Source organism: Undibacterium sp. Di26W, assembly GCF_049340265.1.
Classification (GTDB): Bacteria; Pseudomonadota; Gammaproteobacteria; order Burkholderiales; family Burkholderiaceae_D; genus Undibacterium.
Map to the genome: position 1 here is coordinate 220,250 of NZ_JBMPOR010000007.1, position 20,567 is coordinate 240,816.

The 20,567-nt window shown below is 53.1% G+C and carries 23 protein-coding genes; 22 read left to right on the forward strand and 1 reads right to left on the reverse strand.

Annotated features, from left to right (window positions below):
• The first annotated feature begins 157 nt into the window (after nt 1-157).
• The 21 genes from ACO0LM_RS11495 to ACO0LM_RS11595 all read left to right on the forward strand — a co-directional run bounded on the left by ACO0LM_RS11495 (nt 158) and on the right by ACO0LM_RS11595 (nt 18,489).
• The gene (locus ACO0LM_RS11495; RefSeq protein ID WP_423037142.1) at nt 158-922 is read left to right on the forward strand and encodes a beta-ketoacyl synthase chain length factor; all 765 of its coding nucleotides are present in this window, start codon (nt 158-160) and stop codon (nt 920-922) included.
• A complete protein-coding gene (locus ACO0LM_RS11500; protein WP_423037144.1) occupies nt 915-1,688 on the forward strand; it encodes a lysophospholipid acyltransferase family protein in 774 nt (257 codons plus the stop codon). Before ACO0LM_RS11495 ends, ACO0LM_RS11500 begins: the two co-directional genes overlap by 8 nt.
• Entirely contained in the window at nt 1,681-1,935 is a 255-nt protein-coding gene (locus tag ACO0LM_RS11505) for a phosphopantetheine-binding protein (protein WP_186949074.1), read from the forward strand. The genes ACO0LM_RS11500 and ACO0LM_RS11505 overlap by 8 nt, the downstream gene beginning before the upstream one ends.
• A gap of 28 nt (nt 1,936-1,963) precedes the next feature.
• Nucleotides 1,964-2,209: an acyl carrier protein gene (locus tag ACO0LM_RS11510; protein WP_422986295.1), complete on the forward strand. Its 246-nt coding sequence runs from the start codon at nt 1,964-1,966 to the stop codon at nt 2,207-2,209.
• 62 nt (nt 2,210-2,271) lie between these two features.
• Nucleotides 2,272-2,769, forward strand: coding sequence for a hypothetical protein (locus ACO0LM_RS11515; protein ID WP_423037146.1), 498 nt, complete (start codon nt 2,272-2,274; stop codon nt 2,767-2,769).
• Nucleotides 2,762-4,504 (forward strand): AMP-binding protein, encoded by a 1,743-nt coding sequence (locus ACO0LM_RS11520; RefSeq protein WP_423037148.1) that lies wholly within the window; start codon nt 2,762-2,764, stop codon nt 4,502-4,504. The genes ACO0LM_RS11515 and ACO0LM_RS11520 overlap by 8 nt, the downstream gene beginning before the upstream one ends.
• Nucleotides 4,498-5,577, forward strand: coding sequence for a class I SAM-dependent methyltransferase (locus tag ACO0LM_RS11525; protein ID WP_423037150.1), 1,080 nt, complete (start codon nt 4,498-4,500; stop codon nt 5,575-5,577). The genes ACO0LM_RS11520 and ACO0LM_RS11525 overlap by 7 nt, the downstream gene beginning before the upstream one ends.
• A gap of 1 nt (nt 5,578) precedes the next feature.
• Entirely contained in the window at nt 5,579-6,325 is a 747-nt protein-coding gene (locus tag ACO0LM_RS11530) for a glycosyltransferase family 2 protein (RefSeq protein ID WP_423037152.1), read from the forward strand.
• Complete coding sequence (locus tag ACO0LM_RS11535) at nt 6,322-7,278, forward strand: acyltransferase (protein ID WP_423037154.1); 957 nt, start codon at nt 6,322-6,324, stop codon at nt 7,276-7,278. The genes ACO0LM_RS11530 and ACO0LM_RS11535 overlap by 4 nt, the downstream gene beginning before the upstream one ends.
• Complete coding sequence (locus tag ACO0LM_RS11540) at nt 7,265-8,839, forward strand: HAL/PAL/TAL family ammonia-lyase (protein WP_423037156.1); 1,575 nt, start codon at nt 7,265-7,267, stop codon at nt 8,837-8,839. Before ACO0LM_RS11535 ends, ACO0LM_RS11540 begins: the two co-directional genes overlap by 14 nt.
• Nucleotides 8,832-9,266 carry an acyl-CoA thioesterase gene (locus ACO0LM_RS11545; protein WP_423037158.1) on the forward strand — a complete coding sequence of 145 codons (435 nt, stop codon included), beginning with the start codon at nt 8,832-8,834 and terminating at the stop codon, nt 9,264-9,266. Before ACO0LM_RS11540 ends, ACO0LM_RS11545 begins: the two co-directional genes overlap by 8 nt.
• A complete protein-coding gene (locus tag ACO0LM_RS11550; RefSeq protein WP_423037160.1) occupies nt 9,263-9,877 on the forward strand; it encodes a LolA family protein in 615 nt (204 codons plus the stop codon). Before ACO0LM_RS11545 ends, ACO0LM_RS11550 begins: the two co-directional genes overlap by 4 nt.
• A gap of 51 nt (nt 9,878-9,928) precedes the next feature.
• Nucleotides 9,929-12,358: an MMPL family transporter gene (locus ACO0LM_RS11555; protein WP_423037162.1), complete on the forward strand. Its 2,430-nt coding sequence runs from the start codon at nt 9,929-9,931 to the stop codon at nt 12,356-12,358.
• Nucleotides 12,336-12,899, forward strand: coding sequence for a DUF3261 domain-containing protein (locus tag ACO0LM_RS11560; RefSeq protein WP_423037164.1), 564 nt, complete (start codon nt 12,336-12,338; stop codon nt 12,897-12,899). Before ACO0LM_RS11555 ends, ACO0LM_RS11560 begins: the two co-directional genes overlap by 23 nt.
• 13 nt (nt 12,900-12,912) lie before the next feature.
• Nucleotides 12,913-14,115, forward strand: a complete 1,203-nt coding sequence (locus ACO0LM_RS11565; RefSeq protein ID WP_423037166.1) for a beta-ketoacyl-ACP synthase — start codon at nt 12,913-12,915, stop codon at nt 14,113-14,115.
• Nucleotides 14,112-14,588 carry a 3-hydroxylacyl-ACP dehydratase gene (locus ACO0LM_RS11570; RefSeq protein ID WP_423037168.1) on the forward strand — a complete coding sequence of 159 codons (477 nt, stop codon included), beginning with the start codon at nt 14,112-14,114 and terminating at the stop codon, nt 14,586-14,588. The genes ACO0LM_RS11565 and ACO0LM_RS11570 overlap by 4 nt, the downstream gene beginning before the upstream one ends.
• Nucleotides 14,585-15,310: a 3-oxoacyl-ACP reductase FabG gene (fabG, locus tag ACO0LM_RS11575; protein WP_423037170.1), complete on the forward strand. Its 726-nt coding sequence runs from the start codon at nt 14,585-14,587 to the stop codon at nt 15,308-15,310. Before ACO0LM_RS11570 ends, fabG begins: the two co-directional genes overlap by 4 nt.
• A gap of 14 nt (nt 15,311-15,324) precedes the next feature.
• Nucleotides 15,325-16,569: a beta-ketoacyl-ACP synthase gene (locus ACO0LM_RS11580; protein ID WP_423037172.1), complete on the forward strand. Its 1,245-nt coding sequence runs from the start codon at nt 15,325-15,327 to the stop codon at nt 16,567-16,569.
• 44 nt (nt 16,570-16,613) lie between these two features.
• On the forward strand, nt 16,614-17,063 hold the full coding sequence (locus ACO0LM_RS11585; RefSeq protein WP_423037175.1) for an excinuclease ATPase subunit: 450 nt from the start codon (nt 16,614-16,616) through the stop codon (nt 17,061-17,063).
• Nucleotides 17,064-17,232: 169 nt separating this feature from the next.
• Nucleotides 17,233-17,853 (forward strand): hypothetical protein, encoded by a 621-nt coding sequence (locus ACO0LM_RS11590; RefSeq protein ID WP_423037177.1) that lies wholly within the window; start codon nt 17,233-17,235, stop codon nt 17,851-17,853.
• Between the two features lie 51 nt (nt 17,854-17,904).
• Nucleotides 17,905-18,489: a 4'-phosphopantetheinyl transferase family protein gene (locus tag ACO0LM_RS11595; protein WP_423037179.1), complete on the forward strand. Its 585-nt coding sequence runs from the start codon at nt 17,905-17,907 to the stop codon at nt 18,487-18,489.
• Here ACO0LM_RS11595 and ACO0LM_RS11600 read toward each other — a convergent pair.
• Nucleotides 18,478-19,368, reverse strand: coding sequence for a polysaccharide deacetylase family protein (locus ACO0LM_RS11600; RefSeq protein ID WP_423037181.1), 891 nt, complete (start codon nt 19,366-19,368; stop codon nt 18,478-18,480). The genes ACO0LM_RS11595 and ACO0LM_RS11600 overlap by 12 nt on opposite strands.
• 466 nt (nt 19,369-19,834) lie before the next feature.
• On the opposite strand from ACO0LM_RS11600, the gene ACO0LM_RS11605 reads away from it, so the two are divergent.
• Nucleotides 19,835-20,567 (forward strand): DUF4214 domain-containing protein (locus ACO0LM_RS11605; RefSeq protein ID WP_423037183.1); only part of this gene is annotated, 733 nt, incomplete at its 3' end.

The window sequence follows — 20,567 nt, forward strand, 5'->3', positions numbered from 1 at the left end:
AAAGAAATGCAAAAATTACGACGATTTAAGCACATCAGATTGTGGGCTCTAATTGCGCTTTGTTATAATGACAGCCTGATTTGTTACAAATTGTATAGGACAGATTTTTTGCGCTATCAGCGAACCATGTGGTGTGCCTGAGTGGAAAATAAAAATAATGCGTAAAAATGGAGTTCGTTTTTCTATTGCAAGTCATGCTGCCTGGGCCCCGGGCGTCGATACGCCAGATGCCTGGAAGGAATGGGCGAAAGCGCCTTTTCCTTTTGCGGGGGATGCCGAACCAGCCGTGGCTGCGATGCCGCCGATGTTGCGTCGTCGTGCCGGTTCCCTTGGGAAGATGGCACTGGAAGTGGCTTATCAATGCCTGGACGGGCGTACCAATATTCCTACTGTGTTTTGCTCGCGCCATGGCGAAGTGACGCGTGCCATTGATTTGCTGACAGAACTGGTGCAAGAGCAATCCTTATCACCGACCGGATTTGGCCTGGCCGTACACAATGCCAGTGCCGGTTTGTTTTCGATTGCCCGTAAGGATCAGGCAAATCATATTGCCCTGGCAGCTGGTAATAGCACGATAGAGCATGGTGTGATTGAGGCTTGTGGCTTGTTGGCAGATGGCGAGCCCATGGTGCTGCTGGTTGCTTATGACCAACCCTTGCCTGAACTCATGAAACAGTTCCAGGATGTCGATGAACAGCCTTATGCCTGGGCATGGCTGATGACGCCGGCACAGGACGATGTCATCCAGTTACGATGTGAAAGCGTTACAGACAGGCAGGAAGACAGCTTGGATGCCGAATCGGTAGCGGACGCGGGTGCAATGACATCCGGCTTGCAGATATGGCGCTTTGAATGCGGCGCGCAGTCGAAGCTGATCCGGCTGACTGGAAAGCGCCGCTGGATCTGGTCGCGAGATGTTTGATTATCTCGATCGTTGCTGGCGTATCGTTGCCACAGGCATCAGTTTTACGGCTTTCGGTACAGGTGGCATATTACTGTGGGTGGTGGTATTTCCGCTGTTGCATCTTCTGGTATGGCAACAAGACCGGCGCAGGACGATGGCACGCCATATCATACGCTGGACGTTTCGTTGTTTTGTCGGCCTGATGCGCATGCTGGGTGTATTGCGTTATGAGTTGATAGGGCTGGAAAAACTTGAACGTGGTGGCTTGTTAATACTGGCTAATCATCCTACCTTGATAGATACCGTATTTTTAATGGCATTTATCAAACACGCTGACTGTATAGTGAAGGGACGCCTGCGGAATAATGTGTTTACCCGTGGGCCGGTAAGGGCAGCAGCGTATATCAGTAATGAACACGGGCAAGATTTGCTGGAAGCATGTATCGCGTCCTTGCGAGCGGGCAATAACCTGATCATTTTCCCCGAAGGTACGCGTACTCCGGCAGACGGTGTTATCAGCCTCAAGCGCGGTGCTGCCAATATCGCTGTGCGTGGGGTACGCGCGATCACTCCGGTATTGATACGGTGCGAGCCACCAACCCTGGGTAAAGGGGAAAAGTGGTGGCAGGTACCATGTAAATTGGCGCAGTTCAGAATAGAAGTAAGGGATGATATTCCGATACAGGGTTTTATCGACGCCGGTCAATCGGACGTCATGGCGGCACGTCATCTGACGGACCACCTGCAACATTATTTTACCGAGGAAAACCAACGTCATGCTTGAACAAGAAGTAAAAGAACTGATTATCGAAGTGCTGCAACTGGAAGACATCACAGCCGCCGATATAGATAGCAATGCGCCTTTGTTTGTAGAAGGCCTGGGGCTGGATTCCATCGATGCGCTTGAGCTGGGCGTAGCTTTACAAAAACGCTACGGTATTTCGCTGTCTGCTGATTCAGAAGACACGCGTCGCCATTTCGCATCAGTCAGCGCACTCGCTGCACTGATTGAAACACATAGAAAGAAGTAAGGGGCAGGCAATGGTTGTGGTAAGTGCAATGAGCAAAGATGAATTGTTTGTGTGGGTAGTGGATCTGCTGGCTGAGATGTTTGAGCTGGACAAGTCTTCATTGACACTGGAATCAAATCTATACGCAGACCTGGATATTGACAGCATTGATGCTGTCGATCTGGCCGTCAAGCTGAAACAAATGACAGGCTTGCGTTTGCAACCCGACGTGTTCAAGAAAATTCGGACTATCGGGGATGTAGTGGAAGCCCTGGGCAATCTCACTGCGGAGTAATCAGCATCTTTCGCCGAATACTGGCCGCGCTGGCGGTCGTCCTCACAATACTTTATCCGCTGGTGATCTGGTTGGGTCAGGGGCAGGTAGAGCCGCGCTGGATGGCTGCCCTGTTGTTGCTGGCGGCTGCCACAAGAATCCCCAGTTTCAAGCTCAGTCAAATCGCCCGCTGGTCCATGTTTGCAGCCCTGGTGCTGGCGGCATGCGCGGTCTGGGCGAATGCCTTGTTGCCGCTGAAATTATATCCGGTTCTGGTGAATGCCGTACTGCTGGCCGTGTTTGGTTTCAGCCTGGCTGTTCCACCTTCCATGGTCGAACGCTTGGCCCGTTTGCGTGAGCCGGATTTGCCGCCAGCGGCAGTGGCTTACACCAGGCGCGTGACCCAGGTCTGGTGCGTGTTTTTCATATGCAATGGGGCTATCGCTTTGGGCACCGCCCTGTGGGCATCGGCCCAGGTGTGGTCACTGTATACCGGCGTCATCGCCTACATCCTCATGGGATTGTTGTTCGGCCTCGAATATCTGGTACGTCTACGATTTAAGCGGCTGCATCATGTCTGAATTTTTTTCTGATCCTTGCCTGGCGGTGGCGTCCCGTCCGGCACAATCTGTGGTCGGCTTACGCGCCGGTTCCATTACTTTATCTCATTCCGCTTTCGTGCAGCGCATAGGTGCGTGGTCAAATGCTTTTCAGCATCTGCCCGGCAAGCAACTGGCCCTGTATCTGAATGATAGCCTGGAATTTGCAGCTGCCTTGCTGGCGGCATGGCAGTGCGGTAAAACCGTCTGGCTGAATGCCGATACCCTGAACAGCAGTTGCGAGGCAATGGCGAAATCTGTCGATGCGTTTGCCGGTGATTTTCCTGCCGAATTTCAGCCACTGCAAGCCAGTCCAGCACCTGTCCACCTACCGCCGCTGACTGGCCTGGACCCTGAGTTTTTGGGCTTGGTGGTGCATACCTCCGGTAGTACCGGGCAGGCGCAGGCCGTACCTAAAAAAATCTCACAACTGACCAGTGAAGTGGCCAACCTGGAAGAGGTGTTTGGTGCACGCCTGGAAAATGCTGTGGTGCTGGCGACAGTTTCGCATCAGCACATCTATGGTTTGCTGTTCCGAATTTTATGGCCTTTGGCTGCAGGGCGTGTCATTCATGCAGAAAGCCTGAGCTTTCCTGAACAATTGCTGCAACTGGCCGGGCAAGCAGACTGTGTGCTGATTGCCAGCCCGGCCCACCTGAAACGTTTACCCGACCATCTGGATTGGCAGGCTGCCAGGCAGCACCTGCGTGCCGTGTTTTCATCCGGCGGACCATTGACTGCAGAAGTCGCATTTTCAGTCGGAAAATTATTGGGACAGGTCCCCCTGGAAGTGTATGGCAGTTCCGAAACCGGCGGCATTGCCTGGCGTCAGCGCAAGCCGGGCAATATCGATACCTGGCAAGCTCTGCCCAGAGTGGCATGGCGTATTCATCAGGAAGATGGCTTGCTGGAAGTACGTTCACCACATTTGATGCAGGATGCCTGGCTGCGTTTGACAGACCGAGGACAGATGACGGAAGACGGCCATCTGCTGTTGCTGGGTCGTAGTGACCGTATTGTCAAAATTGAAGAAAAAAGAATTTCACTGGACGCCATGGAACAGGCTTTGCTGAGTTCAGAACTGGTGAACGAAGTGCGTATCCTGGTCGATGAAGAAGTCGCTGGTCAGCGGCAGAAATTAACGGCCTTTGTGGTGCCCACGGCACAAGGACATGACTTGCTGGCGACGGCAGATAAAAATACCTTCAATCAGCGTTTGCGCGCCTTGTTGTCTGGCGTTGTCGATGCCATTGCACTACCGCGTCGCTGGCGTTACCTGGACCAGATGCCGGTCAATGCCCAGGGCAAGACCACGCATGCGCAATTGCTGGCCCTGATCAATGAAAGTCAGGACCAGCGACCACGCCTGCCACAGGTGCATATGCTGGAGCAGGAAGCTACGCGGGTAGTGCTGGAATTGACCGTACCCGCATCGCTATTCTATTTCGACGGACATTTTGCGATCGCCCCGGTATTGCCTGGTGTGGTACAAGTTGACTGGGCCATTTTATATGGGCGTCAGTATTTTGATTTGCCAGCCATTTTTATCTCCATTCATGCGCTCAAGTTTCAGCAGGTGATTCATGCTGAAACTCCCGTCATGCTGGAAATGATCCATGACCTGCATAAGGGCAGTTTGCAATTCCGTTATTTTTCCGACGCCGGGCAACACGCCAGTGGTCGCATCTTATTCACCAATGAAAAGACCGCATGTTAGATAAAAAATTCTCCCCGGAACGCCAGAGTGCCTTTGCTGCCCGTTTTGAAGCGCAGAAGATCGCCTTCGGGCCTGTCGTGTTTCAATGCGTTCGCTATGCCTGGAAGCGTGGCATGCTGCAAGCCTTGTCGGATACTGGTAGTACTGGCTTGACGGTTACCGAACTGGCCGCCACCGGGTGCTGGACTGAATATGTGCTAAAGGTTGTGCTGGAAACCTGTCTGTCGGCTGGCGTCGTGTATCTGAGCGCGGGGCGCTATGTACTCGATAAAACCGGTTATTGCGTATTGACCGATGCAATTACCCAGATCAATCTCGATTTCAACCATGATGTCTGTTACGAAGGCCTGTTCCGGCTGGACGAATCCCTGGACCAGGAAAAACCCTTGGGCCTGAGCGCACTGGGCGACTGGCCCACGCTGTACCAGGGGCTGTCGCAATTGCCAGAGTCCGCCAAAACCAGCTGGTTTGCGTTTGACCATCATTATTCAGATACATCTTTCCCGGATATCTTGCCAGACGTATTCGCCACGGCACCGCGCCGCCTGATGGATATCGGTGCGAATACCGGCAAGTTCAGTTGTGCGGCGCTGGCCTACAATCCATCAGTGGAAATGCATCTGGTTGACCTGCCCAAGCAATTGACAATTGCCGAAGAAAACCTACACAAGGCTGGTGTGGCTGAGCGTGCGCATTTCCACCCGGTGGATTTGCTGGATGCAGAAATGGCACTGCCAGCGAACATGGATATGATCTGGATGAGCCAGTTCCTCAGCTGTTTTTCTGAACCGGCCATCGCCAGTATCTTGCAGCGTGCGGCTACAGCGCTCAGTCCTCAGGGACAGTTGCTGATCATGGATACTTTCTGGGACCGACAACGTTACGATATCGCCGCTTTTTGCCTGATCAATACCTCGCCGTATTTCACGTCCATGGCCAGCGGCAACAGCAAGATTTACGAAAGCAATGACTATATACGCCTGGCAGAAGCCGCCGGCCTGCAATTGCTGACCACCCGTGACGATATTGGTTACTGCCATTCCCTGCTGCGGTTTACGAGGGCAGGGCAGTAAAGTGTTCAAAGCCTGCGTATTGATCCCCGTCTACAACCATGAGCATGCCATTGCTGCGGTCGTGCATGCTGTCCTGGCGCATGACGTGGATTGCATACTGGTTGATGACGGCTGCTCGCCCGCTTGTGCCAGGGTGCTGGATGACTTGCATGCGGCGACGCCGGCGCAGGTCAGCCTGTTGCGCCATGCCAGTAATCAGGGCAAGGGTGCGGCAGTGATCACAGGGTTTGAGCATGCGGCAAAAGCCGGCTACACCCACTTGCTGCAGGTGGATGCCGATGGCCAGCATTGCATTGCTGATATTCCACGCTTTCTGGAACAGGCGCAGGCGCACCCACAGGCTATCGTGGTCGGTTACCCGGTGTATGACGATTCGGTGCCGGCGGTGCGCCTGTATGCCCGTTACCTGACCCATATCTGGGTATGGATCAATACCCTGTCGTTGGCGATTCGTGATTCCATGTGTGGTTTCAGGGTGTACCCGATAGCACCGGTAATGACACTGCTGGCGAAACAGAAGGTCGGCAAGCGCATGAATTTTGATACCGATATCCTGGTCAGGCTGTATTGGGACGGTGCCGACATCGTCAACCTGCCGACCAGGGTGGCGTATCCGGCGGATGGTGTTTCCCACTTCCGCGTCTGGCTGGATAATGTGCTGATCACCAAAATGCATACTCAATTATTCTTTGGCATGTTGTGGCGTTTTCCACGTTTGCTGTTACGTAACTGGCGGGGCAGGCCATGACTAAACCGGCGGCCACCAACAGGCATTGGGCCAGTATGAATGAAGTCGGCTTCGTGGCTGGCATGCGACTGTTGTTCTGGATTTTTCGCTATTTTGGACGCTGGCCCTTCCGCATTGTCCTGTACCCGGTCTTGCTGTGGTACGTAATGCTGCAGGCGGTGCCGCGTCGCGCATCGATGGATTATTTGCGTCGCATGAATGCCTATCGTGCGGTACGACAAGGCTGGCTGGGGGTATTCCGGCATTTTGCTGCGTTTGCCGAAAGCATACTGGATAAAATGCTGCTCTGGGGGGGCTTGTTCAAGACTGAACAGGTACAGTATCACGGACAAGAACAGATACATGCGCAGATGCTTACCCGAAGCGGCGCTGTATTGATTTGCTCACATCAGGGTAATCTGGAAATGTGCCGGGTATTGTCCCGCGATTTTCCGGACGTGAAATTGACCATACTCGTGCATACCAAGCATGCCCAGGCATTCAATCGCATGTTGGGCCAGCTGGACCCTCACAGCCAGATGGATTTGTTGCAAGTGACTGAAATGACACCTGCTACCGCCATGCTGCTGGCGGAAAAAATTGCCGGGGGCGGCTTTGTCGTCATCGCCGGTGACCGCATACCGGTGGCACCACAGCCCAGGGTGGCGTGCGCAAAATTTCTTGGGCAGGATGCGGCTTTCCCGGTAGGGCCATATGTGCTTGCCAGTATTTTGCAGTGCCCGGTGTATTTATTGTTTTCCCTGCAAATGGATGGCGTGCCGCAGGTACGGTTCGAGTTACTGCGTGAATCAGTCAGGCTGCCCCGCAAGGATCGCGACACGATGTTGCAGGAACTGATAGCCGCCTACGCCGCACGACTGGAACACTATTGTGTGCAGGCACCCTTGCAATGGTTTAATTTTTACGATTTTTGGTATATACCTCATTTGGAACAAACAGATGCATCCCGCTGATCCGACCATCTCAACTATTTCCAGCAGCCAGCCGCGTGTCGTTGTGTTTGACCGCAACCGGCTCTGTATAGAAGATATTGTAGCTATTGCGCATGGTAAGGCGCAGGCAGCCTTGTCGGCTGATCCTGCCTTTCGGGCGGCAATTGCCCGTGGGGCGGATTTTCTGGATCGCCTGTTGCGGGAAGATGGCACCATCTACGGCGTAACCACAGGTTATGGCGATTCCTGCACGGTCACGGTACCGGCAGAGCTGGTCGTTGAATTGCCGCATCACCTGTACACCTACCATGGTTGCGGGCTGGGTGAATACCTGAACCCGGCGCAGACCCGCGCCGTTTTGGCGGCCCGCCTGGCCTCGTTGGCCAAAGGGTTTTCCGGCGTCAGTGTGGAATTGCTGATGCAGATCGCCAGTTTGCTTGAGCATGACCTGCTGCCCCTGATCCCATCCGAAGGTTCGGTGGGTGCCAGTGGCGACCTGACTCCCCTGTCTTATCTGGCTGCTGTCTTGTGCGGCGAACGCGAAGTCTGGCGCAAGGGTGAACATGTGGCAGCTGCCCAGGCCCTGAGTGAAGCCGGCATCAAGCCATTGCGGCTGCGCCCGAAAGAAGGCCTGGCGATCATGAATGGCACGGCGGTCATGACAGCACTGGCTTGCCTGGCGTATGACCGCGCCGCTTACCTGACGCAACTGACGACACGTATCACCGCGTTGGCTTCTTTCGCGCTGGATGGCAATGCCCATCATTTTGATGAAGTACTGTTCTCTGTCAAGCCACATGCAGGCATGCAGGGCGTGGCAGCATGGCTGCGCCATGATTTACCGGCAGGGCAGGTGGAACGCAATGGCAAGCGCCTGCAGGACCGCTATTCCATACGCTGTGCGCCCCATGTGATTGGCGTGCTGGCCGATGCCTTGCCATTTTTCCGGCAGTCCATAGAAAATGAATTGAACAGTGCCAATGACAATCCCATCATTGATGCCGACAATGAATGTGTACTGCACGGTGGCCATTTTTATGGCGGCCATATCGCATTTGCCATGGATGGCATGAAGAACGCTGTCGCCAACCTGGCTGATCTGCTTGACCGGCAAATGGCACTGCTGGTGGACAGCCGTTACAACCATGGTCTGCCTGCCAATCTGTCTGGCGTGCAAGGGCCGCGGGCTGCCATCAATCATGGTCTCAAGGCTTTGCAGATCAGCGCTTCTGCCTGGACGGCGGAAGCCTTGAAACTGACTATGCCAGCCTCGGTGTTTTCACGTTCTACCGAATGTCATAACCAGGACAAGGTCAGCATGGGCACGATAGCCGCCAGGGATTGCCTGCGCGTGCTGGAACTGACCGAACAAGTGGTGGCCGCCTTGCTGATTACCGTACGTCAGGGTGTATGGTTACGCTTGCGACTGCACCCGGAATTATCGCTTTCACCAGCATTGACACAGATGATGGAAACCCTGGCCACAGATATCGCCCCAATACAGGAAGACCGCCGTCTGGAACCGGATTTGCGCCTGCTGCTGAAACGCATGCGGCAACAGGAATGGAGTCTGTATGCGTAAGAATGCCACCCCTAGCCGCTGGTCTGCCGAAGTCGAGATGCAGGTACAGTTTTTTGACCTCGACCCGATGGAGATAGTCTGGCACGGCAACTATGTCAAATACCTGGAAGTGGCGCGTTGTGCGCTGCTGGACAGTATTCAGTACAACTATGTGCAGATGAAAGAATCTGGCTATGCATGGCCAGTGATAGACATGCAGTTACGCTATGTGGCTCCAGCCAGTTTTGGGCAAAGACTGAAACTGCGTGCCGATATCGTCGAATGGGAAAATCGGTTGAAGATCGATTATCTGATCACCGACGCGGCCAGCGGAAAACGTTTGACCCGGGCCAGCACCACACAAGTCGCGGTGGAAATCAGCAGTGGTGAAATGTGCTTTGTTTCACCACCTGTACTATTTGAAAAATTGGGAGTGACCCCTGCATGAAACCCAGACTTTCCAGCCTGTTTGCGCTGATGGCAGTATTGCTGACGGCTAATGCCGGTGCCACTTCGGCATTGACTACAAAAATCCAGAACATGCTGGCCAAACCTGCCGTCCTGTGCGGTCGCTTTGACCAGACCAAGCAACTGGTGGGCATGAAAAAACCGCTGGCTTCAAATGGCCGGTTTTGCGTGATCAATGGCAAGGGTGTGTTGTGGCGTACCCTGCAACCTTTCCCGAATACCTTGCGGCTGACGCGCGATGAAATCGTTCATATGCAGGGCGACCGCGTTGCCATGCGGCTGGATGCGCAAAAAGAACCCACCGTGCGCATGATCAATAGCGTGCTTTTTTCCTTGCTGTCCGGGGATCTGGGCAAGCTGGAATCGCTGTTTGAGGTGGATGGCACGGCTGACGCCGGTAGCTGGAAAGTCAGCCTCAAGGCACGTGAAGCGGCGCTGGCCAAAGCCATAGGACAGATCAGCCTGGATGGCGCAGCGTATGTAAAAAACATACATATCGATGAAGCCAGCGGCGACCGTACTGCGATTATCTTTTCCGATATTAAAACCGGTGAAACGGCAATCACTGCAGAAGAACTGGCGATGTTTTGATGACCTGCATACAACCTGAACCTGCTTTTGTAGACGCATGCAAACCACAGAATGGATAAAGTCTTAAAAAATCGGCCTAGCATGGGTACCGTCCTGGCCATAGCCTGGGCCCTGGTGGTGTGCCTGTTATTGGCACATAACGCCTATTTGTGGCTGGGCAAACGCATCACGCCCGACACCGACATCCTGGCTTTGTTGCCGGTGCAGGAACGCGACCCGGTATTGCAGCAATCCTTTGCGCATATGGTCGATACCGCCCAGCAAAGGGTGATTGTATTGATCGGTGCACCTGACTGGGAACAGGCAAAACGCGCGGCACAGGCGTATAGCACCGTCATCGCCACTCGCGCCGATCTGTTGACGCCAACCACCATCAACGACCAGACCCAAAGCGACTGGCTGACAGCTTTTCAAAAGAATAGCCTGGGTTTGCTGACTGCACAGCAAGAGCAGCAACTGCGCACGCAACCTGCGCAGTTCTGGACCGAGACTGCACTGGTCAAAATGTATGGTGCTTTTTCCGGTCCCAAACTGGGTTCCTTCCAGGATGACCCCTTTGGTCTTTTCAGTGGCTGGGTACAGGAGAGGGCGCAGGAAACACCAGTCAGACCGCGTGACGGCATGCTGTTTGTTGCTGATGCAGAAAACCAGTATGTGTTGCTGCCCTTGAGCTTGAAACCACCGGCGTTTTCATTGACTGCGCAGGAAGCCGTGTTGCCGTTGCTGACGCAGGCTGCCAATGCCGCAAGGCAGGCAACGCCGGGCGTACAGATCATCAGTGCTGGCGTGGTATTGCATGCCGCCGCCGCCGGGCAACAGGCGAATGCTGAAGTATCGACCATCGGTGTCGGTTCCCTGGCCGGTATCATTTTGCTGATGTGGTTCAGTTTCCGCTCGTTGAAACCTATCCTGCTGATCCTGATGTCGATAGGCATAGGTTTTCTGGGTGCGATGTCGGTCTGCTGGCTGTTGTTTGGTGGCATACATTTGCTGACACTGGTATTTGGTGCCAGCCTGATTGGGGTGGCACAGGATTACGGCATTTATTTTTTATGTAACCGTTTGAATGCCGATGCAGAACTCGATTCGCATCAATTGCTGAAACGCCTGCTGCCCGGACTGGGGCTGACTTTGCTGGCGGCGGTGATCGGTTATCTGGGCCTGGGCCTGACACCGTTTCCCGGCTTGCGGCATATGGCAGCATTTTCTGCCCTGGGCCTGCTATTTGCCTGGCTGACGGTAGTCTGCTGGTTTCCGCATCTGGTGCGTGCCGGTGGTTTGAAAAGTGGCAAACTGGTGGCCTGGTACAGTGCTGTGCTGTGGCATTGGCCGCGTCTGAGAATGAATCGCTATGGTATAGGCATACTGCTGGCATTTTCACTGCTGGTACTGTTTGCCTGTTCCAGGCTGGGCGCAAATGACGACATCAGGCTGTTGCAAACACCGCCAAAACAGTTGGTGGCAGATCAGATCAAGCTTGGCAAATTGCTGGATGCGCCGACCCCGGTGCAGTATTTCCTGGTACGCGGCGCTTCGGCAGAAATGGTGTTGCAACGCGAAGAAATCCTGAAGCGCAAGCTGGAGGCCATGATAGCAGCACACACCATCTCCGGTTATCAGGCACTGTCCAACTGGGTGCCTTCGGCACAGACACAGGCGGCACGGCGGCAGTTGATAGAAGAAAAACTGCTGGCCGACGGTGGCCCCTTGTCGCAACTGGCGGTCAAGGTGGATGAAGAGGCGAGCTGGGCTGCCGGTATCCGTGCGCATTTGCTGCAGCCTTCTGAAGGCATGAGCGTGGACAGTTTCCTGAAGACAGCCGCCGGCGAACCCTGGCGGCATTTGTGGCTGGGGCGCATTGGTAATGAGATCGGTAATGATATCGGTAATGATATCGGTAGTGAATATGCCAGCATTGTTGCTCTGCGGGGTGTGAACTATGCCAACGCCGGTCTGGCATCTCTGCAACATACTGCCGACGGTCTGGAAGGCGTGCAGTGGGTCGATAAAGTCAGTGAAATTTCTTCGGTACTGGGGCGTTATCGCGCGTATATGGGCTGGGTAGTCTGTGCTGCCTATGTGCTGGTATTTGCTTTGCTGTGGCCGCGTTATCGCCGTCATGCATGGCGCGTGCTGGCACCGACCATGGTCGCCAGCCTGGCCACGCTAACCCTGTTTGGGCTGGCCGGGCAAAGTCTGCAATTATTCCATGTGCTGGCGTTGATGCTGCTGCTGGGGGTAGGGGTTGATTACGGTATTTTCATGCAGGAACATGCAGACCGACGCAATGCCACGCCCTGGCTGGCGGTGGGGCTGTCTGCGGCGAATACCATATTGTCCTTCGGTTTACTGGGCCTGAGCCGTACGCCGGCATTGCAGGCATTTGGGCTGACCATGCTGATCGGTACCAGCCTGGTCTGGCTGATTGTGCCGTGTTTTACTTCTTCCGGGAGCCATCATGCGCCACCTGTTCAGTCATAAAGTAGTCGCACTTCCCGTGTTGCTGATGCTGGCGTTGCTGTCTGGCTGCGCAACTGCACCGCCAGCATCCAATCAGGCACGCCTGGGTTTGAAGTTACCACCTGTCAGCCTGGGTGAAAATTTTAGCGTGCAGCAACATCTGAAGGTGGAACGCAATGGCCGCATCGATGAACTGGATGCTGCACTGGAAGTGGATGGTGGGCAACTGGAGCTGGTAGGTCTGGCTTTTGGTCAGCGCGTGTTAAGTCTCAGCTATGATGGCAAGGAACTCAAATCCTGGCGTCATATGATGTTGCCGGCACAGGTCAAGGCCGAAGATGTGCTGGAAGACATGCAATTGAGTTTGTGGCCAGTGCAGGCGATTGCCCAGGCGCTGCCAGCGGGCTGGCGTATTGAAGACCAGGGCTTGCGCCGGCTACTGTATCTGGATAATGAACTGGTGGCCAGCATAGACTATAGCCGCATGCCGCGCTGGAGTGGCACCGTCGTTTTGAACAACCTGCGTTATCACTATCGCCTGACCATACAGTCGGCACGTTGAAGCTATTTTATTTATGAAGCTGTATTTACATCACTGTGGCGTCGTCTGTGCCCTGGGTGACAATCACCAGGAGATCAGGCGTCGCTTGCTGGAAGATGCCAGTACCGGCCTGCAGATGACCGATGCCTGGTCAGCGGGACGGGTATTGCCGGTAGGCCAGGTGCGCGGTATCTTGCCGGATGTCAGCCATTTGCCCGTCACCTTGCGCAGCCGCAATAATCAACTGGCGTTGGCTGCACTGGCACAGATACGCGAGGCGGTAGATGTCGCCATACAGCGCTTTGGGGCTGACCGTGTCGGTATCGTCATCGGTACCAGCACATCCGGCATTGCCAGCACAGAGAGCGCCATGCGGGCTTACCACGAGCACGGCAGCCTGCCATCGTCATTTCAATATGCAGTGCAGGAAATGGGATCACCGGCTGCCATGCTGGCCCATGAACTGGGCACGGGTGGGCCAGCCTACACCCATTCCAGTGCCTGTTCTTCCAGCGCCAAGGCGATGGCAAGTGCCGCTCGCCTGATCAAAATGGGTGTGTGTGATGCAGTGCTGACCGGTGGTGTGGATAGCCTGTGTGAATTTACCGTGGCCGGTTTTTCTGCACTGGAATCGGTCAGTACAGAATTTTGCAACCCGCTCAGTGCCAATCGCAAAGGCATCAATATTGGCGAAGGCGCTGCGTTCTTTTTGATGACTGCCGAGCCCGCACCCGCAACCGCACCCGGTGCCGTGGCGTTGTGTGGCTGGGGTGAATCTTCGGATGGTCACCACATGTCTGCACCTGACCCCGCCGGTGGTGGTGCCCGTATGGCGATTACCCAGGCCCTGCAGCGTGCCGGTATTGCACCATCCGAGGTTGACTATATCAACCTGCATGGTACGGCCACGGTGCAGAATGACGCGATGGAATCACACGTGATCCAAGACATATTTGGTGCTGCTGTTGCTGTCAGTTCCACCAAGCCATTTACCGGGCATGCCCTGGGGGCTGCCGCTGCCATTGAAGCGGCACTGTGCTGGCTGGTGATGCAGGATGACAATCCGCAAGGCTTATTGCCACCACATCTGTGGGATGGTATGGCTGATCCACAATTGCCAGCCCTGCATATCGTGGCACCACGGCAGCAGGCAGGTAAACCATTGCGCTGGATAGTCAGCAATTCTTTCGCCTTTGGCGGATCGAATGCATGCCTGGTGCTGGGGAAGACAGAATGAATCGAACAAGCACAACTATATTTCCGCCAGTGCGCAGCCTGGTCCCGCATGATGGCGAAATGGTCTTGCTGGACAGGATAGTGGCAGCCGACGCCGAAACCCTGACCGCTGAAGTAGCTATCCGTCCAGAAACCCTGTTTTGCAAACCGCAAGGTGTGGATGCCTGGGTCGGTATTGAATACATGGCGCAGGCGATAGCCGCCCATGCCGGTTATCTTGCCAGCCTGCGCGATGAACCAGTGAAGGTCGGCTTTTTGCTGGGAACCCGGCGTTACGATTGCAGCCAGCCAGTGTTTGCCACCGGCAGCGTATTGGAAGTGCAGATACAGCGGGTCTTGCAAGGTGATAATGGATTAGGGGCATTTGAGTGTGGCATCCGTGATCAGGCAACAGGCACGTCGCTGGCTGTTGCCACCATTACGGTATTTCAACCGGCTGATGCCAAAGAATTTCTGCAACGGAGTGAGAGATGAGTAAGAGTGTATTGGTAACCGGATCTTCACGTGGCATAGGCAAGGCCATCGCCTTGCGCCTGGCCCGCGATGGCTACGATATCGTATTGCATTGCCGTAGCCAGCGTGAAGAGGCTGAGCTTGTCGCGACTGAAATTACCAGTATGGGCCGGGCCGCCCGCGTATTGCAGTTTGATATCAGCGAACGGGATAATGCGGCAGCGCTGCTGCTGGCAGATGTGGAAGCGCATGGTTGTTATTACGGCGTGGTCTGCAACGCCGGCGTGGCAAGGGATAACGCTTTTCCGACGATGTCGGGCGAAGACTGGGATCTGGTCCTGAATACCAATCTGGATGGTTTCTATAATGTCCTCAATCCCCTGGTCATGCCCATGGTGCAGCGCCGCAAGCCGGGTCGCATCATTACCATGGCCTCGGTGTCTGGCCTGATCGGCAATCGTGGCCAGGTCAACTACAGCGCAGCCAAGGCGGGTATTATTGGTGCCAGCAAGGCATTGGCAATAGAATTGGCCAAGCGTGCCATCACCGTCAATTGTGTGGCACCAGGCTTGATAGAAACCGACATGATCAGCGAAGTACCGCTGGAAGAAGCCTTGAAAATGATACCGGCACGCCGGGTCGGCAAGCCGGAAGAGGTCGCCGCCGTGGTCAGTTTCCTCATGCATGAAGATGCAGCGTATGTGACACGACAGGTCATATCGGTGAATGGAGGTATGGCATGAATTTGGGTATGAACATGAGTATGAATCTGCAAAATCGCCGCGTCGTCGTGACCGGCATGGCTGGCATCAGCCCTCTGGGTAATGACTGGCCGGCTATCCGCAAACAGTTGGGTGAATTCCGCAATGCCGTCGTGCGCATGCAGGAATGGAGTGACTATGAAGGTTTGAATACACAGCTGGGGGTACCGGCTGCGCCCTTTGAACTGAATGAACGCTACCACCGCAAAGCCACCCGCAGCATGGGCAGAGTGGCCCTGATGGCGACACGCGCCAGTGAAATGGCACTGGCTGATGCCGGCTTGCTGGATGACCCTTTGCTGACCAGTGGCAAGATGGGAATCTCTTTCGGCTCATCGGCAGGTACGCCCAGTGCCATCGGTGATTTTGGCCGCATGATGGAAGAACGCACCACCAAAGGCATCAATGCAACCACCTATATCAAAATGATGGCGCATACGGCACCAGTCAATATTGGTGTGTTTTTTGGCTTGACCGGTCGCGTCATCACGACTTCATCGGCATGCACATCAGGCAGCCAGGGTATAGGCTATGCCTATGAAGCCATACGCAGCGGCAAGCAAATCGCCATGATTGCCGGCGGCGCTGAAGAATTATGCGCCACCGAAGCGGCCGTGTTCGACACCCTGTTTGCCACCAGCGTGCGCAATGATAATCCGCAAGATACGCCACGGCCTTTCGATGCCGGTCGTGACGGCCTGGTGATAGGCGAAGGTGCCGGTAGCCTGATACTGGAAGAGCTGGAACATGCACAGGCACGCGGTGCAAGAATTTATGCCGAGCTGGTCGGTTTCGGTACCAATAGCGATGGCTGCCATGTGACGCAACCGAATGCAGAAACCATGAAGATCGCCATGCAACTGGCACTGGAAGATGCACAATTGCAGCCATCCGACATCGCCTACGTGAATGCGCATGGCACTGGTACGCAGCAGGGTGATATCGCCGAAAGCCAGGCTACCGCCCAGGTGTTTGGCAATGCCATCCCCATCAGTTCACTGAAAAGCTATATGGGGCATACCCTGGGCGCATGCGGCGCACTGGAAGCCTGGATCAGCATAGAAATGATGCGTGAAGGCTGGTTTGCCCCCACCATCAATTTGCAAGATCTTGATCCACTATGCGCAGAACTGGATTACATTCGAGGCGAGGGCAGGGCCATTGATTGCGACTACGTGATGTCGAACAACTTTGCATTTGGCGGTATCAATACCTCTTTGATTTTCAAAAAGTATACTTGATGATCTGGCGTGCTGATAGCGGGTTTTCAACCAGGAGATGGAACATGAAAAAATTGATTTCAACGGTAATTGCATTGGCCACACTGACTGGATTTGCATTGCCGGTTGCGGCAGCTGACAACGTAGTGATGTTGCCCATTGCAACAGCAATGGCCAGCAATAATGCACCGTATAGACTGGCTGGTAAGGTGAAATACTATTTTGGTACACAGGCGACGCCGCCCGTATTAAAAAAGATCCTTAACGATCAAACCAACAAAAAAACAAATGCGCTCAACAAGTCGACGGAGCAGGCATGCAACTGGGTTTTTTTATCCGCCATGCTACAACTGAAAAAGCGTGCTGAAAGTTCAGGTGCCAACGCTGTGGTCAATATCGTCAGCAACTATGACAATGTTGAAAAATCGAGCGAAACAGAATTTGAATGCCATGTTAATGGCTTGATGGCGGGTGTGGCTCTTAAGGCCGATTTTGTGAAGATTGATGATAAATAAAAAAGTGTTGTAATTTTGTTCTCACATGCGTTATCTTTGTGGATGTTGAAATTATTCGAATAAATGAGTCACACGTTTCAATTGTGATCTGGACTTGTATATCTTGAAATAACGTTGTGGATAAAAAATTACGTTTTAGTCGATAACTCTTTAATATTGGAAAAACTATATGAGTATCTGGAAAAAAATTCTGCCAGTAGCGATGGCATTGGTTCTTATGCTGTCAGGATGTGCTTCAAAAAAACAAACCGAAATAGCTTCTTTCACTTTCCCGGAAATAGGCACTATTGCGACAAAAGGCATAGGGGAAAGTTTATTAACACAGGGGAAAGGGCAATTGGAACCGGCACTTATTATTGCTAATGACGAGATGATCGGTTCTATTCCTTTACTTAAAGGGGAATATCCATTCCAAGCGGAAAATGGGACGCGTATCAAGTATGTAAAAGATGGCACAGATGTTTATCTTTATAAAGCTGAAAATAAAATTTGCTTTAGTAAAGAGCAGTGTGCAGATATTAAATATTCAATCAGTAACAGGCTTGCAAAGAAATCGGTGAATGCATTTCAACAAACTTTGCTTTATAACGGAAAAATAGGAAATCGAATCACGCTTGCGTATAGGGAGTTTTCCAATAATCTGGCGAGACCAGCTTTTAATAATGAAGTAACTTACGATTTGGGCGAGTCGCCAATACTAGGTTATAAGGGCGCACGTATAGAAATAGTCAAAGCGACTAATACCGAAATCACTTATAAAGTTTTATCGGGCTTTAATGAAGTTAATTGATTTCAAGAGTTGCCCGGTTAATTGGTAATGCCAATTGCTAAGGTATGGCTAGTGGATAGTTCCCTTGTCAACGATGGGGAACTAGCTTGCTATACCTCTTGGTTTACTCCAACTGAACTACAGCGTTACCAAGGTTTTGTCAGGCGCGAGCGTCAGTGGCAGTTTCTGGTAGGTCGCATTTTGTTACGTCAAAGTCTGAGTCAATTACTGGGCGTACCAGCCAGCACGCTGCAACTGACCGAACGTCCGGGCAATGCGCCACAACTTGATTTTCCCGCTTACCCGGATCTTGGCTTCAGCCTTTCGCATAGCGGTAACTGGGTTGCTTGTGCGGTCAGTACCAGCACCAGGCTGGGTCTGGATATTGAACTGTTGGACCCAGATCGAGATTTTTCCGCACTGGCATTGCATGCTTTTGATGCTGTCGACAATGCCTGGTTACAGCAACAGGACGCGGCAAGCCGCGTGCGTGATTTTTATCAGCTATGGACCAGTAAGGAAGCGCATATCAAACTCAATGTTACCAGTGCAGAATGCCTACACTTCCAGCATCCCGAATTGTCCATCACACTGTGCAGTGCCAGGCAGTTCACATCTCCGCCACAACTCCTGCACATTGGTTTGTCAGCGGAATAAACTCCAGAACCAGTTCCATATACCCGGTAACTTTGGCGGGTTGCTGGCATCTTTCACCACCCTTGCCAGGGCTGCGTGTTCCAGTTCTTCCCGGTTATCGTAAAATGGTTTTTCACTGGTGGGTATGTCCAGTTCTTTAGCGACATCCAAAAGAATTTCCAGATACTCTTCCAGATGATTGGCGGTATAAGGATTGATGTCGTGAAAGGTAACGACGATGGGCGTTACCCCATCCACCACAGGCATTTCGTTGTTGCACCAGTGCGGGCGTGCTGCCAATAACAGCTTGCGCATGTTGCGATGCTTGGTCAGGCTGAAATTAATGCCATAAATAATGCCGTCATTGGCACTTAAATCCGTCAGCAGCATCTGCAAGCCATGGCTGTGATAGGTATCCAGCGTGCGTGCGTCATAATTCCAGAAGGGGGGGCGTACCAGCTTTGGGGCAATACCCGTAATGCCGGTCAGATCAGTGATGCCCAATACCAGTGACGCATTGAATTCATCTTCTTTCAGATAGCGATGATTGGAATGCCGTGGGGTCGCAGTGTGAAAGGCCAGCAAATGCCCTTCATCCACTTCGCGTTTCAGCAGGCTGCGCCCGTACTCGGTTCCCCCGCCATTGACTGCCCGCGTCTGGGTAAAGAAGACGGCCTTGATATCTGACTGATAGGGGTTTTTCGACAAAATTGCTAATACTTTTTCTGTCGGATTGTCTGGTCGCACAGCACTGGGGCCATCGTCAAAGGTCAGCAGGTAACGAATCGGCGCAGGATTGCCCTCACAGGCATCGGCAGCTGACGATGCATTACACAAAGCCGTCATCAGCAGGGCCAGCAAGCAGGGGGCAGCGAATTGCCTGTTACGGAAGGTAAACAAAGTCGGAATGCAGTTTTTGCCGGAAGGCCCGTATTGTATCTGCCCTCAGGGAATTTTTCTTGCCCATTCTACCGAGGCTCAAGCTATAGAGTTTCAGAATGCTTGCGAGACGAACGTAAATATTTCTTGAGGGTAATTTTATGAGAGGCCCAACGACAATCCATATCTGCATTTTCCTTGCCCTTGCCCAGATGAATGGCTAAACCACGCTGGGAAAGTCGTCAGCGGCTTAATTGACGACGTTTGATATGTTAGTCTTGAGATGATTACTGAGACAGCTACTGAGTTAACGTAAATTAACATTCAAGTTTTTGGCGGGGTAAATATTTGTGATATTAGTCACAAGTAAATCAAGATTGGCGTGATAGTCTTTTGCCGCCGATGTTTGTAATATTGTGTAACCAGGTCAACACGCCCTAATGCAATTCCGGTTTTTTTGAATTAATTCGTCAGAGATATTAAATAAATGGCCAATACCACTGCAGATATCCAAAAGCTTTACATCGCTTATTTCAACCGTCCAGCGGACCCACTGGGTCTGGCGTATTGGACAGCGTCGAGCCTGTCCCTCAAAGACATCGCACAAAGCTTCTCCGTACAAAAGGAATACGCAGACACGTATGCCAACCTGACGACAGCACAAACCGTCAACACCATTTACAAAAACCTGTTCGGCCACGAAGCTGATCCAGCAGGTCTGACTTACTGGGCAGGCCAAATCACCAACAACGTCGTCTCCGTTGGTGTAGCAGCCTTGTCCATCCTGGGCGGTGCCACTGGTGCCGACAAGACAGCCGTTGACTCCAAAGTGACTGCAGCGACATCGTTCACTACCGCTGTTGACACCACCAAAGAAATCACTGCCTACGCAGGTGTTGATGCCAACGCCACAGCCAAAGTATGGCTGAGCAAAGTAGTTGATGCAGCCACACTGGCCACAGCACAAACCACTGTTGATGCAACTATTGCAGCAATCGTTACCAACAGCCCAGGTTCCCAAATCGTCCTGACCAACGGTACTGACATTGTTTCCGGCGAAACATTCACAGCCCCACAAGTCTACACACCAGGCGGCAATGCCCGTATCAACAGCCTGCAAGACGAAGACCAACTGACCGGTACCGGCATCTCCAATACCCTGACAGCCACACTGGGTAATGCCAATGACAACGGCGGCACACTGATCACCCCAAAACTGA